The organism is Allorhodopirellula heiligendammensis, assembly GCF_007860105.1.
GTDB lineage: Bacteria > Planctomycetota > Planctomycetia > Pirellulales > Pirellulaceae > Rhodopirellula > Rhodopirellula heiligendammensis.
The window spans coordinates 122646-139018 of record NZ_SJPU01000002.1 but is presented as its reverse complement, the minus strand read 5'-3'; the positions used below and the strand labels follow the sequence as shown (position 1 = coordinate 139018).

General features: G+C 56.6%; 15 protein-coding genes. 9 read left to right on the top strand and 6 right to left on the bottom strand.

What is annotated here, in order from left to right:
- Positions 1-118: 118 nt before the first annotated feature.
- On the bottom strand, positions 119-565 hold the full coding sequence (locus Poly21_RS10905; RefSeq protein ID WP_146407095.1) for a YkgJ family cysteine cluster protein: 447 nt from the start codon (positions 563-565) through the stop codon (positions 119-121).
- Between the two features lie 13 nt (positions 566-578).
- The gene (gene galE, locus Poly21_RS10900; protein WP_146407094.1) at positions 579-1562 is read right to left on the bottom strand and encodes a UDP-glucose 4-epimerase GalE; all 984 of its coding nucleotides are present in this window, start codon (positions 1560-1562) and stop codon (positions 579-581) included.
- A 75-nt stretch (positions 1563-1637) separates the two neighbouring features.
- On the opposite strand from galE, the gene xerD reads away from it, so the two are divergent.
- From xerD to Poly21_RS10885, 3 genes are all read left to right on the top strand, one after another.
- Positions 1638-2591 (top strand): site-specific tyrosine recombinase XerD, encoded by a 954-nt coding sequence (gene xerD / locus Poly21_RS10895; protein ID WP_146407093.1) that lies wholly within the window; start codon positions 1638-1640, stop codon positions 2589-2591.
- A 117-nt stretch (positions 2592-2708) separates the two neighbouring features.
- Positions 2709-3968: an L-rhamnose isomerase gene (locus Poly21_RS10890; RefSeq protein WP_146407092.1), complete on the top strand. Its 1260-nt coding sequence runs from the start codon at positions 2709-2711 to the stop codon at positions 3966-3968.
- A 133-nt stretch (positions 3969-4101) separates the two neighbouring features.
- On the top strand, positions 4102-5412 hold the full coding sequence (locus Poly21_RS10885; RefSeq protein WP_146407091.1) for a class II aldolase/adducin family protein: 1311 nt from the start codon (positions 4102-4104) through the stop codon (positions 5410-5412).
- Positions 5413-5543: 131 nt separating this feature from the next.
- On the opposite strand, the gene Poly21_RS10880 is transcribed toward Poly21_RS10885, so the two are convergent.
- The 3 genes from Poly21_RS10880 to Poly21_RS10870 all read right to left on the bottom strand — a co-directional run bounded on the left by Poly21_RS10880 (position 5544) and on the right by Poly21_RS10870 (position 8515).
- Entirely contained in the window at positions 5544-6191 is a 648-nt protein-coding gene (locus Poly21_RS10880; protein WP_146407090.1) for a class I SAM-dependent methyltransferase, read from the bottom strand.
- A 473-nt stretch (positions 6192-6664) separates the two neighbouring features.
- Entirely contained in the window at positions 6665-7297 is a 633-nt protein-coding gene (locus tag Poly21_RS10875; protein WP_146407089.1) for a hypothetical protein, read from the bottom strand.
- Positions 7298-7609: 312 nt separating this feature from the next.
- Positions 7610-8515: a zf-HC2 domain-containing protein gene (locus Poly21_RS10870; RefSeq protein ID WP_146407088.1), complete on the bottom strand. Its 906-nt coding sequence runs from the start codon at positions 8513-8515 to the stop codon at positions 7610-7612.
- A gap of 512 nt (positions 8516-9027) precedes the next feature.
- Between Poly21_RS10870 and Poly21_RS27420 the strand changes: the two genes are divergently transcribed.
- From Poly21_RS27420 to Poly21_RS10860, 3 genes are all read left to right on the top strand, one after another.
- Positions 9028-9456, top strand: a complete 429-nt coding sequence (locus Poly21_RS27420; RefSeq protein ID WP_302118635.1) for a hypothetical protein — start codon at positions 9028-9030, stop codon at positions 9454-9456.
- Positions 9457-9527: 71 nt separating this feature from the next.
- Positions 9528-10235, top strand: a complete 708-nt coding sequence (locus Poly21_RS10865) for a response regulator (RefSeq protein WP_146407087.1) — start codon at positions 9528-9530, stop codon at positions 10233-10235.
- A 113-nt stretch (positions 10236-10348) separates the two neighbouring features.
- Positions 10349-10930: an RNA polymerase sigma factor gene (locus Poly21_RS10860; protein WP_302118634.1), complete on the top strand. Its 582-nt coding sequence runs from the start codon at positions 10349-10351 to the stop codon at positions 10928-10930.
- Positions 10931-10999: 69 nt separating this feature from the next.
- Here the strand turns inward: Poly21_RS10860 and Poly21_RS10855 are convergent, their stop codons facing one another.
- Positions 11000-12538: a TolC family protein gene (locus Poly21_RS10855; protein ID WP_367302548.1), complete on the bottom strand. Its 1539-nt coding sequence runs from the start codon at positions 12536-12538 to the stop codon at positions 11000-11002.
- Positions 12539-12854: 316 nt separating this feature from the next.
- On the opposite strand from Poly21_RS10855, the gene Poly21_RS10850 reads away from it, so the two are divergent.
- The 3 genes from Poly21_RS10850 to Poly21_RS10840 all read left to right on the top strand — a co-directional run bounded on the left by Poly21_RS10850 (position 12855) and on the right by Poly21_RS10840 (position 16333).
- Positions 12855-13406, top strand: a complete 552-nt coding sequence (locus Poly21_RS10850; RefSeq protein ID WP_302118633.1) for a membrane or secreted protein — start codon at positions 12855-12857, stop codon at positions 13404-13406.
- A 477-nt stretch (positions 13407-13883) separates the two neighbouring features.
- Positions 13884-15785 (top strand): heavy metal-binding domain-containing protein, encoded by a 1902-nt coding sequence (locus Poly21_RS10845; protein ID WP_302119742.1) that lies wholly within the window; start codon positions 13884-13886, stop codon positions 15783-15785.
- A gap of 56 nt (positions 15786-15841) precedes the next feature.
- Positions 15842-16333 (top strand): four helix bundle protein, encoded by a 492-nt coding sequence (locus Poly21_RS10840; RefSeq protein ID WP_146407084.1) that lies wholly within the window; start codon positions 15842-15844, stop codon positions 16331-16333.
- Positions 16334-16373 lie beyond the last annotated feature (40 nt).

Here is a 16373-nt window from a genome sequence, read left to right as displayed (position 1 = left end):
ACCGAGGCTGTAGACTCCGCGCCACATTGACCCGCAATTAGGGTATCGACCGTCACAATCGTCAAAGTCCAATCAAACTGAGAATAATTTGAGTTTGTTGGCGTCGCGTCGCGAGCGTTCAGACAGATTTCTCTCGGCGGCGGATTTCGATCTGGTCCAAAGTGTACAACTGACCACTTCCAGCGCCCGGGCACACATCGCAAGTATCCTGCCAATCAGCGGGTGTTTCCAGCGTACTGTCCCAAAACGGCCACGTTCGGCACTGGATTGGGCGTGCTTGGTAGACCAGGCAATGTCGCGATTTGGGATCCAAAAAGATACAGTCGCCGTCGGGATACTCGATCAGGCTGGTTTGGTTTCCCACCGGGCGGGTGAATTTTCGCTCAAATTCCGCAACGCTCAATTCAAGTTCTTTCGCCATCGCGGCGGTCTCTGACTCGTCGATGAATACGTACCCGGGTTCGCCACTGCAACAGGCACCACACTGGGTACATTCAAAACGCAGTCCATCTGCGTACCACGGCGAGCGGACGGGTGCGGTCGAGCGGGATTTCGGTGTTGGCATGGGTCTCAGTTGACTAGGAATCGTATCCGCGCGGATGGGATTGGTGCCACCGCCACGCCGTGTCGACAACTTCTTTGACGTCGGTGTATTTGGCATTCCAATCTAGCAATTCCTCTGCCAAGCGTGCATCGGCGACCAGTTCGGCAGGGTCTCCAGGACGGCGATCACCCATCACGACCGGGATCTCATGTCCGGTGACCTCTCGGCAAGCTTCAATGATTTCCCGAACGCTAATGCCTTTGCCGGTGCCGAGATTGACACAAATTCCTTGGCCTGGTTCGAGTCGATCCATCGCACGCAAATGCGCGTCGGCGAGATCTTCCACGTGAATATAGTCGCGAATGCATGTCCCATCGGGTGTGGGATAATCGTCGCCGAAAATCGTGATGCTTTCACGTTGGCCCAAGGCGACTTGCAGGACGATCGGGATCAGGTGCGATTCGGGGTCATGATGCTCGCCAATGTGGCCATCGGGGTGAGCCCCAGCCGCGTTGAAGTATCGCAGTGCCGCGTAGGCGAATCCATAGGCGTGTGCGTAGTCGGCGAGTGCTCGCTCGATCACAAGTTTGGTGAACCCGTAGGGATTGATCGGATTTTGCGGGGTCGATTCCGCGATCGGCACCGTGTCGGGTTGCCCATAGGTCGCGGTCGTGCTGCTGAAAACAATCTTTTTGACGTCGGCCCGCCGCATCGCTTCAAGCAGTGACAGTGCAGCGACCACATTGTTTTGATAGTACGCAGCGGGGTCTTTGACGGATTCCCCGACTTCGGCAAAGGCTGCAAAGTGCATGACAACATCGATCGAATGGTCGCGCAGCGTATTTTCGACGAAATCGGTGTCGTTCAAGTCGCCGCGAATGAGCGCCCCGTCAGGTACCGCTGCGGCATGACCACGTGAAAGATTGTCCAACACAACGACTTTGTGGCCGGCGGCGATGAGCCGTGCAACGGCGTGCGAGCCAATGTATCCAGCACCACCTACTACCAAAACGTTCATCTACTTCATTCCAAGCAAAAGTTGGGTCGATAAGAAGTAGCAGAGGATAGCGAAATCACACGCGAGGGACTACTGATGGCCAAACGAATCACGAAGCTGCAGCAGCTCCAAAACGGTGGCTCGGCCCCCAAAAAAGTCGATGCGAGCGACTCGATTTGCGCCGATTTTCTGACCTATCTGAAACGCGAGTGCCATCTGGCTAAGAACACCATCGCTGCGTACAGCCGCGATATGAAACAATTTGTCGCATGGTTGGGGGGGCGTAAACCGGCCGAAGTGAACGTAACCGAATTGTCGGACTTCGTCGGTTTTCTTCACGACCGCGATCTCGCGCCAGCGTCGATTTCGCGCAACATCGTCGCGGTGCGAATGTTTTACAAGTATCTCCAGCTCGAGGGTCTGGCGACCGAGAATCCCGCCGAATTGATTGCCACCCAAAAGGCTTGGCAGCGGATGCCAGGCGTGATGTCGCCGTCAGAAGTCGATGCATTCCTATTCGCGGTTAAGAAGAGCGACTCGTTCTGGGAACGTGATCGAGCCTTGCTCGAAGTACTCTATGCCACGGGGTGCCGCGCCTCCGAGGTCTGTTCATTGCGAGTTCGAGATCTTTCGCTGGGTGAGAAGCATTTACGCTGCCACGGGAAAGGGGATAAACAGCGGATGGTACCGATCGGCGGGCGGGCGATCGCTGCGATCGAACTGTATCTGTCGCAGTCGCGTGGAATGCTCGCTGCACGGGCTCCTGCGCTCTGCGACGAGTTGTTTCTCTCTCGGGGTGGCCGCCCCTTAGATCGCATCCAATTGTGGAGACTGGTGAAACGATATTCCCAGCGCGCCGGAATTCTCTCGGAGATCAGCCCACATTCACTGCGGCACAGTTTTGCCACACATCTCCTCGCTGGCGGTGCGGACCTCCGTCAGGTCCAAGAGATGCTTGGCCACGCCAGCATCCAGACCACTCAAATCTATACCCACGTCGAACATAGCCGCCTGCAGCGTGTCCACCGCGAATTTCACCCGCGGGCGTGAAGGCCGTCTAGCGACAATTTCCTGGCAGCGAAACATTTCGCCGGTGGCGTGCGCAGAGGCCGAGAATTGCGTACTATTGTGAAATCATTCAATCCACAACGTCTTTTTTACTGGACCATGAGCAGTACCTCGAACCTCGATGCCGCGTTTTCATTGGCGACTGAGCACTACCAAACGATCGGCGTCGATGTGGACGCAGCATTGAAAACGCTCGCCCAAACCGCAGTTTCGATGCACTGCTGGCAAGGCGACGATGTCGCGGGATTTGACCATGTTGGAGAGCTGGGCAGCGGTCTGGCGGTCACTGGAAACTATCGTGGTCGCGCCCGCACGGCGGAGGAGCTTCGCGGCGACCTGGAGATGGCTTATTCGCTGATTCCGGGGCAGCAGCGTTTGAATTTGCACGCCATGTATGGCGAATTCGATAGGCCTGTTGATCGTGACGAAATCGGCGTTGAACACTTCCAAGGCTGGATGGATTGGGCACGCGACCAGCACGTGTCACTGGACTTTAACCCAAGCTTCTTCTCTCACCCCCAGGCCGCCGATGGCCTCACGCTCGCCCATCCCGATAAGGGCATTCGCCAGTTCTGGATTGATCACGGGATCGCCTGTCGCCAGATCGCGGCTGCGATGGGCGATGCACAGGGCAACGCCTGCATCAACAACGTGTGGGTCCCCGATGGTTATAAAGACACTCCTGCCGACCGGACGGCACCGCGGCAACGTTTGACTGACTCGCTTGACAAGATGTTCGCCGATCCGATCGACAGTTCACGCATGCTCGACGCCGTTGAATGCAAACTGTTCGGAATCGGATCGGAGAGTTACGTCGTCGGCTCACATGAGTTCTACATGGGCTACGCGATCACACGCAACAAAGTCTTGTGTCTCGATGCAGGACATTTCCATCCTACTGAAGTCATCTCGGACAAGATTTCAGCGACGCTGCTGTATGTTCCCGAGCTGCTGCTGCATGTCAGCCGCGGCGTTCGATGGGACAGCGATCACGTTGTGACCATGACGGATGAGTTACAAGCGATCATGCAGGAGATCGTTCGCGGTCAATACCTTGATCGGGTTCATATCGGGCTGGACTTCTTTGACGCGAGCATCAACCGAATCGCTGCTTGGGTGATCGGTACCCGGAATACTCTCAAGGCGATTTTGATGGCGCTCCTCGAACCGACCGCAGACCTCCAACAACTCGAGCGAGAAGGTGACTTTACCGCTCGCCTCGCATTGATGGAAGAACAGCGAACGATGCCGTTTGGTGCCGTCTGGGACTACTACTGTGACGCGTCGGGTGTCCCCGTCGGACGTCAATGGCTGACGGCTGTCCGGCAATACGATGCGGATGTATTAGCCAAACGCTAGGATAGATGCCTCGCGAACGAGTGAAGCAAGTCCCGGGAAGCTGTTCGGCATGTGCCGGGACGCCAAGCAACCATACCGTGTGATCCATCAATTGAACTGCCACGAAGTGCCTACTACCAGAGCGAACCCCGTCATGCCCCAGTCTACCACCACCCCCTGTCTCCAGTGGACGCATCCTCGCGACGAGATTATCGCCACAATGCAGCGGATCTATCGCTCGCGGATGACAACGACGTCAGGTGGTAACCTGTCGATTCGTGATACCAACGGAGATATTTGGATCACGCCAGCTCGGGTTGATAAAGGCCGTCTGAAACGCGAGGACATCGTATGTGTCAGGGCGGATGGTTCGCTCGATGGGAAACATCCGCCGTCCTCAGAGTTTCCGTTTCACAAAGCGATCTACGACGTGCGCCCGGACATCGGGGCCATCGTCCACGCCCATCCGGTCGCCTTGGTGGCCTTCAGTATTTGTGGTCGTACACCAGACACACGAATATTTCATCAGGCCAACGCGGTCTGCGGTACGACCGGGTTTGCGCCCTATGCCTTGCCTGGCAGTGACCGACTCGGCCAATCCATCGCGACACAATTCAAGACAGGTTGCGATAGCGTGATTCTAGAAAACCACGGTGTGGTCGTGGGTGGTGAAACGTTGTCGCAGTCGTTCGAGCGTTTCGAGGCCTTTGAGTTCTGTGCCAAAACACTGATCCACGCTGGGCAGATCGGAAAGATCAACTACCTCGACGAAGCGCAATTGAAACTAGCCCGCGAGCGCAGCGTCCAGCTTGAATCTCTCGACAACCATCAGCCGACATCCGAAGAACTCGAGCTTCGCCGCACGCTGCGTGAGTTCGTTCGCAGGGGTTGCCGGCAGGGACTGTTAATCAGTACCGAGGGGAGCTTTTCCGCCCGGGTCGCCGACGATGCCTTCGTGATCACGCCGACGCAGCGTGATCGGGAAACCTTGGTGGCTGGTGATCTGGTCTATGTGGCGGGTGGGGCACGCGAGGCAGGCAAGAAAGCCAGTCGCGCCGTGCTGGCGCACCAAGCAATTTACCAAAAACATCCCGATGTTCACGCCATTGCGTTTGCTCATCCTGTTGCTGCGACAGCGTTCAGTGTCACCGACGCCATCTTTGACTCGAAAACAATCCCGGAAAGCTACGTGTTTTTACGAGATGTCAGCCGCGTGCCGTACGGCATTCAGTATCGCAGCGATGGCTCGATAGCTGATCATATTTCCTCGTCATCGCCCACCGCGGTGTTGGAAAACGATGGCGTCTTGATAACAGGATCGAGCATTTTGGCGACGTTCGATCGCTTGGAAGTCTTTGAGTCGACGGCGGAGGCGCTTGTTCAATCCCGGGCCATCGGACCACTTTCGGCGATGCCCAACGATGTGATCAGCGAACTGCGAGAAGCGTTCGGATTGAACGATTAGGCCCGCGCTGCTTCACACGCGAAGCCGTGGAAGTCATCGACAATAAGTGAAGACTCTCGTTCCCATTAAAATCGGCAGGCGAAACTCCCGGCGAGTTCCGCCTCACGAAAACTCAGATTGAATCGAATGATTCAAATTCTTTTAGCGACCAACACGCGGAAGAGCGAAAGTGGATTGTTCTTGTGGCAACTTTCGACTTCGATGGGTAGTTCCGTCAGCAGTTCATTGACTTCCAGATCGGTGCGCCAACCCAAGCGGCGGGTGATTCCGCCGGCCGAATCGACGACACGTGCGATCAGGGGGTTTCCGCTACGGAAGTGATTGATGACGAGGATTCGCCCGCCAGGTTTGCATACTCGCACCATCTCGCGCATCATTTTGTCTGGCCGCGAGACCACGCTGATCGTGTGAAACGAGGTGACCAAATCAAAGCTGGCGTCGTCAAACTCGAGTTCCTCGGCGTTCATCGGCCGCACCTGGACGTGGTTCCACTGATTTTTTTTAATCAGGACTTCGGCCTCGGCCAGCATCGACTCCGATAGATCCACTCCGAGAACGTCCGCATGACGCGGGTAGGAGTCGAGGGACAAACCCGTCCCCACACCAACTTCAAGCACTTTTGCCCCCGATGGGATATTGAGGGCGGTCAAATTCGTCTGGATGCGTCGCTTCGCCACCGCTGGCCATACCGCTTGGTAGGCAGGGACCAAGTTATGATAAAAGTGACTTTCGTGAGGCTGCGGTGCAGTCTCCTCCGTAGTTGATTCCATTTTCAGCATGAATGCCCTTTTCCCGATGCGTTGATCGGTGAGCGACCGGCTCACGGATGTACTTGTTGAGTTACCAAGTTTTTAATCGAAATCGAGGCCCGTGTCCTCGGCTCGAGAGCCATTTCTTAGCGAATATTGCGCCACGATTACACTCCGGCTACCATTCCGTCCCACCACGCGATCGAGACTGTCATCGAAAGCAGTATTTTTAGCCGCTCTTCACAGGGGATCCGCCCGTTTTGCCTGTGTGAGTGTGTCCTCAATGTGGATCCGATAAAGCAGGGCACCTGACTACCGTTCCACGCCGCAGAACACGAAAAACCGCATCGGCAGGTACCTTCGGGTACGTGTCGATGCGGTTAATCAGTGTCCGCCAATCAGTGTCCGCCAATCGGTGCCAGACATGCAGGTGCTCCGTGGCGTATGGTGGACGGCCACCGACTGCGCCTCAGCATGAGATTCTTCGGCCCCTCAGCTTTCACCTAGTGCTTGTGGTCCGCATGATCTTGATCGCCACCGTTGCGAGTTCCCGCCGTATTCAGCTCCTTCACCTTGGCCAGCGTCGCGACGGGGTTGGACTGTGCCCTGTTGGTGCACCCGCTGCAACACAGGTACACGGGGGTGCCGTCAATTTCTAGCTTGATCGGTTCCCCCATCGCACCGAGTAGACTGTGGCTGGCAACGGCACAATACTTCTGTGCTTCGATTGCTTTGCGTTCTGCCACTGGCAATTTCGCCAGCGTGTGTGTCGAGTCGCGCAGCTTCGCGACTGTTTTAACCGTTGCGGCGCCACCGGCAACAGCTTTATCGACGCAACCCTTGCAGCATACGAACACCGGCTTGCCTTCGATCGTCAGTTTCTGCGGTGTACCCATCGCACCGAGACGATCGTGCGTCCTAATCGGACAGAATCGCTGACTCATCGCCAGTTTCTTGTCTTCCGGTGTCAAGCCGGACAAGGCTGCCGAAATTTGCTTTTCGGCCTTTGACACCGTCGCATGTTCGTGGCTCGCAGGATGTTCGTGGCCGTCATCGGCGGAACTCGACGTCGCTGTGAATCCGCCCGCGAATACGGCCAAGGCGAGGGCGATGTTAGGGAATCGTGCTACTTTCATCTGTGATTTGTCCTTCCATTGGGGAACTTAAGAGGTGCAATGCAGGCGATCCGGTATCCCGCGTGAGATCCCGCATCCCTGAGTCGCACTTAGCGTTGAACGTTGCTCTTGAGAGGCTTCGGCAGCACCGTTTCTTCACGGAAAGTCAGTGCTTTCCGGTAATAGGCTTTCTGCCCTTCCAATGATTGTTGGGGACCGCTCCCTCGATCCGTTGTCCTGGGGCGAGCTCATCGTGCAAATGCAGTGCTCGCGTCGGTCGGTGGGGCGATCAACGACTGCTTGCAGATGCGGCTATGTTTTTGTGGCCGCGTTTTAGTTGGCTGCTAACAAACGATCCATCTCATTGAGATCGCGCAGGCCGATGGCAATTTTCCGCGTTTGATTGGCGGTCCATGCCACAGCCAGCCCCTGTTCATTGCCGGTTACATGCAGCTCATGATCGCCATGCTGGACCAGCCGCACAGGCAGTTCGCCAAAATCCACACTCTGTCCACTGCACTGTTCGATGACTAGAAACGTTGATCCGTCAGGACGTTCGCAGACGCACGCGACGCAGTTGCAATCGCCAGGCCCACACATACACTCGCCTGCAACGCAAGCGCATTGCGGCAGCGTCAGCAATTGCGTTGAAATCAGCTTGGCCCCGCTAGGCAGAGGCGACTGCACCAAGGTTCGGAAGCCGACCTGTTTGACCACTTCATCAGCCGAGGCTTCGCGACCCGCATACTTTTTTGCTAATGCTCTCATCGCCAGTTCCGTGTCTTCCTGTTGCAGCGAAACAGTGTCTTGAAAACTGATGGAGGTCGCATGTAGCGGCCGTTCCGCCAAGTGCCGATGGCCCGCATCGGCGACCTGTTCAGGTGCTGGGGAGGCTCGCCACGACCAGGTGAAGATTGCGATCGATGCCGCCAACGACGCGGCGATAATTAGAATATCCTTGACCATCGACTGCCGTTTCCGAGCAGCAGGCGAATTGCCTGACACGTTCTCTGTCATCGCATGCTCGGTCTGCAACTTCGCCGCGAACGCCGCCCACGGCGGTGGCTGCGATCCATTCCAATCCTGACCGACCAATCTACTGATTCGAGCGTAACTATCGAGCTCCTCGCGACACGTCGTGCACTGTCCAACGTGCAAGTCGATCTCGTGAGACAGGGTCTGCGAAAGCTCGCCGTCGAAGTGCGCGGAAAGCTGTTCTGAAACGGATTCGCAACGCATCGCAGTTATCTAATTCTGAGTAAACATCGGTCGTGGGACGGGGTTTGCGTTCAATGTGGAAACGCGTCAAAGAGGGCCAGGAAGCGATCGCCATTACGCCTAAACTCATCACGTCGGTACTCATCGGTCCTGCCGACGTTCAATTTGATGCCTGACGACGCCGTGCTCTTCACGAAAACCTTACTATCTCAACTAAATATGAGCGTGGGGCCTCTCCGTGTCAGCACCAATGGATTCACTGACCGAGAAATTCTCCCACATCCCACCTGGTTGGCAAGTCGGAAGTCGCGAGGTAATGGCTCGCACTCGTCCCAGCCGCGATCTGCTGCCGTCAAAACTTCCGTGAGCGGGGGGCTGTGCAGCGGCTTTTCCAACACGCCCGAGAGACGCGAGCATCTTTTTCTCAGAATTGTGCATGATTTCGCGAAGGACCACTGCTCAGTATGCATCCAAGCTAGCCAGACCAGCCCGGGGAATCGGGCGTTGAGCGATTCACGATCACGGACGATCCAATGAACCCAATGTTCGATAGCCTGATGAAACTCGCCACACTGATCGCCGTCGCTCTGTTCTCCGCTGGGGCACCGCGGTCAGCGAACTGCGTTTGTGCACATCACCCGTCACCACTGGATTTTTCGGTAGCCGGTACTGGGCCCACTGCGGGTACATGGGGTGCGGTCGAGTCGTGCTGCTCGCCTGAGCGTTGCTGTGCAGCGGAGTCTTTGCCCCGCGGTGAATCCTGTCCCTGGGGGTGCCAGCAGGGCTCTCCCGACCAAGGTGTAGAGCCCCAGCAAAAGTCATACGCGCAAATCTTGGCGAGCGAACCGGCTTGCCGCTGGCATATCAGCAGTCGTGCTCGATCTCGCTTGGCCGCGGAGGGGGCACCCAATGTGCTCGCTGGTGCATCTCTTTGCGTGTTCTTGTGTCGTTTTCGTTTGTAGGGGATGTCCTTTGGATATTCGCCCCACCCAATCAAACCAAACGACATTCTCCACCGGAACGTGATTTCTAAATGATCATGCAAGAACTATTTGCGCCCGTCGCGACACCGAGATACCAGCGCACCTCGACAGATCCATTCGTGATGAACTGTCCCGTTTGCGGGCACCCGGCGCAGGTACCGCAGCAATTCGATCGCGAAAGCGTCGCGTGTGTTCACTGCAACGGCACATTCGTCGTGACCGAGCAATCCAACGGAATCAGGACTGCGCGATCCATTTCGACCGTCATTCAAGGAATGCAAAGGGCTGCATCGCGCCGTCCACCGAGGCAGACCGACGAGTCGCTTCCCGAGGCATATCGACGTCGCTCACCGTACGGACGTCCCATTGCATTTGTGATTGAACCCCGTGATGAGGTATTCGCTCGGTTGACCGGTGACTTGCGGGAGTTAGACCATCGCGTGGTGCGAGCCACCTCCGCTGCTGAGACGCTCAGAGCCTGTGGGACACATCATCCTCGATTGGTCGTCGCATCACTTCACTCTCCCGATGTAGATGCATGGAAGCTATCGCCGAAGCTTGCCGCGTTCAGTGGAGACACGCAAGTCATCCTTTATGGTGCTGAAGTCGCGGTCTATGACTACGCGATGGCCGACTTTCTAGGTGTTACTCAATTGATCGAGTATGGTGGCGACGTCTTTCGACTGTCCACTCGCATTCGTCAAACGCTTGGTTGTCAAGCTGCGACGCTAGAAGCGAAGCACCGGCATGTCGCGTAACGGTTCAGTCGCCAGGACTTGATACCCTTAATGGGTATGCCTAGACTGGTCCACCGTACTGCTCCTTGTGCCCTCGAGGACGCACACTCTTGTCAGCCCAAAAGTGCCACTTGTTGAGCCACCCACGCGAATCGAGCGATGACGAATTGAGTGGAGTTTCGGATGATTCTGTCGCTACCGACTACATGGTTCGGCAGTGTCTGGCGGGTGACCGCAATGCGATGGCGCGGCTGTACGATCAATGTAGCGGCCGCGTCTACGCCTTGATGGTTCGCATGGTGGGGCGACAGGACGCGGACGATGCATTGCAGTTGGCATTCATGCAGATTTTTCGCAAGCTAGATTGCTTCCGTGGTGAGTCAAGCCTCGATACATGGATTTATCGAGTCGCGACGAACGAGGCATTGCAATTACTGCGACGTCGCAAGCGACGTGACGTTGACACACTTAGCGTTGAGCCTGAGTCCAAGATCAGTGATCTCGGACTCCGGCTGGAGGACGCTGAAATCTTGGAGGCTGGACTCGCCAAGCTCGAACCGGAGTTGCGTGTGGTGCTGACGTTGAAAGAGGTGCAGGACCTCTCCTACGCCGAGATTGCGGAGGTCATGAACATCCCGGAGGGCACAGTCGGCTCGCGATTGAATCGGGCCAGACGTGAGTTAAAAGCACACCTGGAGCGGCTTGGATGGGGGTGAGGGACGGGAGAACAAAAAGAGGAGTGAGGCGTGGAGAACGCGAGCTTTCGCTCCCTCCGTCTTCATGTCTCAGTAAGGGCAGCCAACAGTGCGGTCGATCTGCGCGATTGTGCCCGCAAGTGTGGCGTGAATGCGAGCCAGTTGTGTTTCGAACATGAGGAGCTCTCGGTAGGTTTCGATGAGCGTGTAGAAGTCGGTGCGTTCTCCCCGATAGTCCGCGACCGCCAACCTCAGCGTGTCTTCCGTCCGCGGTACGAGGCGCGTTCGGTAAAGTTCATCCTGCTCGACGAGCGCATCGGCTTGAGAGAGAAGTCGGCGAAGACGCCCATAAATCTCATTTCGCTCGGCTTCGAGACGTTGTTGAGTGCTGCTGGTGCGGCGACTCGCTTCACGGATTCCAGCATCGATCTTTTCACGCCAGATTGGCAGTGTGGTGCCGAATGTCAGGCTGAGTTGATCATTGCCGTTGGCAACTGGGCTAAGCACATCGTGGTTGTCGCTGACGATGCCCCAGTTCAACCCCACCATAAAATCAGGATACTGTTGCAAACAAGCTAATTTTTGCTGTTGGCGATCACGCTGAATTTCAGCTGCGAGCCCCCGGAGACTGGGGTTGCAATGCTCAGCTTGCGCTATCAACGCCGCTAACTGAATGGGTGCGTCAGCAATGTCGAGTTCTTCGGTTGCTTCGGCCATCAATGCGATCGGCTGCTGCATGAGGGCGGCCAGGTCGGCCTGGGAGACCTCCTTTTGTCTGCGAAGCTGGATCAATTGGTCATCCAACCGATCGATTTCAAGTTGAGCACGGAGGACGTCTTGCTGAGTTCCGCCGGCGCGATAGCGGGCTTCAGCGACCCTATTGAGGTCGTCGACGAGCTCTCGCGTCTGTTCGATCACTTGCATCGCCCGGGTGGCGTACCACACCTCATAATATGCAAGACGAACGGATTCGGTGACCTGTCGTTCGATGCGTTCGAGTTCCGCCTGGGCCATTTGCGCTTCGCGGCTGACAATTGCTCCTCGGGTGCGAAGTTTGTCTGGAAACGGCACTCCCTGTTGCAGCGACATCTGGTTGGCGACTCGGCCGGCGGCGGTTTGCGTCGCGTTGTTTTCCAATGGCCAGAAGGTGTTGTTGAACTGCGGATCGGGGAGAGCGGTTACCTGTGGGATTCGATCCTGTTCCGCATAGACGCGCTGCCGGGCCGCTTGAATGCTGGGGTGCGTGGCGAGTGCCTGCTGCACAAAATAGCCGACTGGTTGGCTGGTGTATGAGCGGGCGGGAGCGAGAGAGTCTGCGGTTCCTAATCCCGGCCTGTCTCCTGGTTGCACCAGCTCGCCGTCAGACTCATCTCGATCTCTCTGATTGCCGTTGTCGAAATCGATCGCAAGGAGTCTGTTAAATGGTTTCGCTGTGGCCTCTTCGTTCAGATCAAGTTGAGTGGGTGTTTCGGGCGCATCAAGAACTGCAGCATCTCGGTCGCTGCGGTTCACCATCTGGACGTCTTCGTAACCGACCGAGCGCAGGTCGGATGCCTCCTCACTGGAGTGTTCAAGGGCGATCGTTCCGGACGTTTCCGGCCCGGCGTGGGTGACCGCTGGGGGCAACACCGCGTGCGTCCCCCATGTGGATTTTGGTCGCCTGGTAGCACAACCAGCTGTGCAGGACGCGATGATCGATAGCGCTAACAAATGACGCGCTCGCCGGCTGGAATTGTCCCGATTTTGAGTTCGCGCCATGACAAACTGGCTCCATCCAGTTACTCTGTGAGTGGATCGTTCAAAGCGAGTTTCTGACTTGCCTTGAACTTTCCGGCCCGATTTGCGATATACTTCGTATACCGGGTCTAGGTATCAGTTTCGGAAGGGGAACGTGTTTCGCTCGCGTCTAATTCGTACCGTCGTTAATCTTTCACTGATCGTCGCAATGATGATTCAGCCGGGGATGGCGTTGGCTCGGGCGAGTGAATGTGGTGCGAAGGATTGCGGTGCAACATGTGCATCCACTGACACGTGTGATGGCTGTGGATGCTGCCAAGTCGCCACGCCAGAGCTGAAGTGTTCCTGCTGCGACGTTGGCGAGCGTTCAGCAGACAAGAATGATTGCTGCAGGGAAGAAGCCGACTCGGATACACCGGAACGGATTTCACTGTCCGGTGGAACGCTGGAACTGAAAACCATCGTGATCAGTACAGCCGAACCCTCTCTAGATACTCGCCTGGGGATCGCAATTCCCAACTCGACGGGCGATGTTGACATCAGCTCCACCTGTCACTGCGGAGTCGAGAGCTCTCCTCTGGGTGAACCTGCGCCGACCCGCCCAACCATTCCTCCTCGGGATGCGGTTGCGATTCGGCACTCCGACTTGGCCGACCTGTTTGGTGGTCAGCACCTTCCACGGCGCCCTCGCAACGATCGTGGTGTGGATTGCGTACGACCTCACTTCTCTCAGATCCAGCTCTGCATGTGGCGGCTGTGATGGGGGCTGCTTCGGCAGTTTTCTTTTCGCTGCATAGTGATTCTCGCAGCTGCGTGGACTGACCAAGTCGACGACGCCAGCAGTATGTTTCTGTATACGCTTCGACGCACATCGGCGTAGTTTAGCCCCGTGGGCAGGCATCAAGATACGTAACACCGCGGCACCGATGCGGTTTGCGCGAGTAGGAACGAGTGTCCCTGCATCCAATTCGAGAAGAACGAGGTCTCTATCATGAAAGACGAAATACCCCACGGCGATATCGAGCCTGATCACATTTGTAGATCGCAATCATCTCAGTCGAGCTTGAACGTAGCGATCAACGCTCAAATTGATGAGGAAGCTGAGGCGACAGAGTCGGAGAGTAAATTGACGGCCGAAGCTCCGGCGGCCGGGGCCGAACCAGCGGAGAAACCCCTGGTTCCTGATCCATCTGCGGAGTCGTTAGCAGCTGGTTTCCGATGGCTGCTAGGTGTCGGGGTGAATGCGGGCGTGGTCGTCGCGGTTGCCGCTTTGATTCTGTTTCTGATCGGCGTGGCTCAGCGGTCTGAATGGGTCACGGCAACTGGGTTTTCAGGTAGCGACAATCTCGAAGCCGTGGGCTCTGCCATCAATGGTGAAAAAAAACGCTACATCTGCCCCATGATGTGCACGCCACCATCGCACGAGCCAGGACGATGTCCGGTGTGCGGAATGGAATTGGTCGAAGCGGCTAGCGGCGGCGGTGGCGACGGGATCTCGGTTACGATCGAATCCGCGGCACGCCGTGTAGTAGGAATTCAAACTGCAACCAGCAGATTGGGGGAAGTGAATCGGACGATTCGCACGATTGGTTCAATCGATTTTGATGAGAGCCGGTTGTCGACGATCTCCGCCTACATCGACGGACGCTTAGAAGAGTTGTACGCGGACTATGTGGGGGTCAAAGTCACTGAGGGTGATGACCTCGCACTCATCTATAGCCCCAGACTCTACTCAGCACAGACCGAGTACACCACCAGCCTCGAAAGCAGATCCGTGGGGCGTTTCAGCGCGAATAGCCCGGACATGCAGGCGATGGCCCGTGAGAATCTGAGTGAACTTGGAATGACCGCTGATCAAATCGATGATCTGCGTGAAACCAGAAAGGCCCAGTCTCGCATCCGTATCAAGTCACCCCAGACCGGAACGGTGCTGGAGAAAGCAGCTGTCGAGGGCGACTATCTGAAAACGGGGCAGAAAATATACCGCATCGCTGACCTCACATCCGTTTGGATGATGCTGGATTTATTCCCGGACGACGCCGCATCGGTGCGATTTGGCCAGCAAGTCGAAGCTGAGATCCAGTCAATGCCCGGCGAAGTGTTTACTGGCCGGGTCGCGTTCATCGATCCGACAGTGGATCCCAATACCCGCACCGTTCAAGTACGCGTGGAAGTGCTGAATCTCGATGGCAAGCTGCGGCCCGGAGATTTTGCGACAGCGCGCATCCGTGTGCCCGCCATTCCGACCGATACCGTCTACGACCCTGCGTTGGCAGGCAAGTTCATCAGCCCCATGCACCCTCAGATCATCCGTGACGAACCGGGCGAGTGCCCGCTATGCGGAATGAAGCTTATCGCGACGTCACAACTGGGCTATGCATCCAAGCCAGTGGAGGCGCAACGGGTGGTTACGGTGCCTCGTGAAGCGGTGCTGTTAACCGGGCAATACGGCGTCGTCTATGTCGAAACGGAACCGGGTAGGTTTGAGATCCGCCGAGTCACCGTGGGCGCGATGAATGACCACGACGCGATCATGGTCGAAGGATTGGCGGTGGGTGAGACCGTTGCCACGAACGGTAATTTCCTCATCGACTCTCAGATGCAGCTCACGGGCAATCCGTCTTTGCTGGACCCCAGCCGAGCGCCGAGCTATTCGCCTGGTCCGCTCCGCCTCACCAGTCGCGAACCCGTTTCGCTAGCGGGCGAGGCCGGTAAGCAGTTCGATCGAGCCTACGAGGCTTATTTTGAGATCCAACGCTCCCTGGCGGCCGACTCAACACCGCCACCGGTCACGCTCAACACGTTGCTGGATTCACTGCACGAATTGGAGTTGCTGGGGAATGTTCCCGATGATGCCCAGTTGCAGTTTGCCGCAGCCAGACGTGGTGTTCGTCGCATGGGCGGCTCCTTGGAATCAGATCGCATGGCCTTTCGGAGCGTCAGTCAAGCGCTGTTGCGAGCCACCGTATCAGCGATGGGGCCACAATCCAGAGATAGTATTTATCACATGTATTGTCCCATGGTGCCCGGAGGAGGTGGGGACTGGATGCAGTCGAACGTGGAACTTCGCAATCCCTATTGGGGCAGTGAGATGCTCGAGTGCGGGGAAGTTGTGGGAGGGTTGAGCGAGACAAGGTAATAGGGAGTAAGGGCGGAGGTTTTTCTTGAAAGGGACTTGGACCAAAAGGGTTTGAAATGAGTGACCGGATTTATAGCTATTGTGATCTGATCGTTTACCAGAAGACATTTTCTGCGGGTGAGCGGAGTTTTGAATTGTCGAAAGAAGTTCCACAGGAGGAGATGTACTCGCTGACGGACCAGGTGCGACGCTCATCGCGACGCGTGAGTGCGAACCTGGCTGAGATATGGCGAAAGCGACGCTACGAAAAGTTTTTCTGCAGCACGCTCAATATCGCCAACGCGGAAGCTGACGAGACGCAGGTTTGGATTGACGATGCCGCTGCGCATGGGGACCCGGACGCAAGCACCCTTAAGAAGGCGTGCGAATACTACGACGAGATCCTGCGAACGATCGTGCAGATGATTGCATCACCCAAAACGTGGTGTATCCGGAAGAGCCCACGAGACGAAGACGCTGAGAGTAGGAGGCAAGGTGTGCAGGGGAGTTTTGACCGGCATGAAGCGGAGGAAGCCCCCATCATCAACCAACCAGAACTGCTCCTCTAGCTCCCTTCGTGTTTCCCTATTTCCTTGTCTCCCCGTCGCT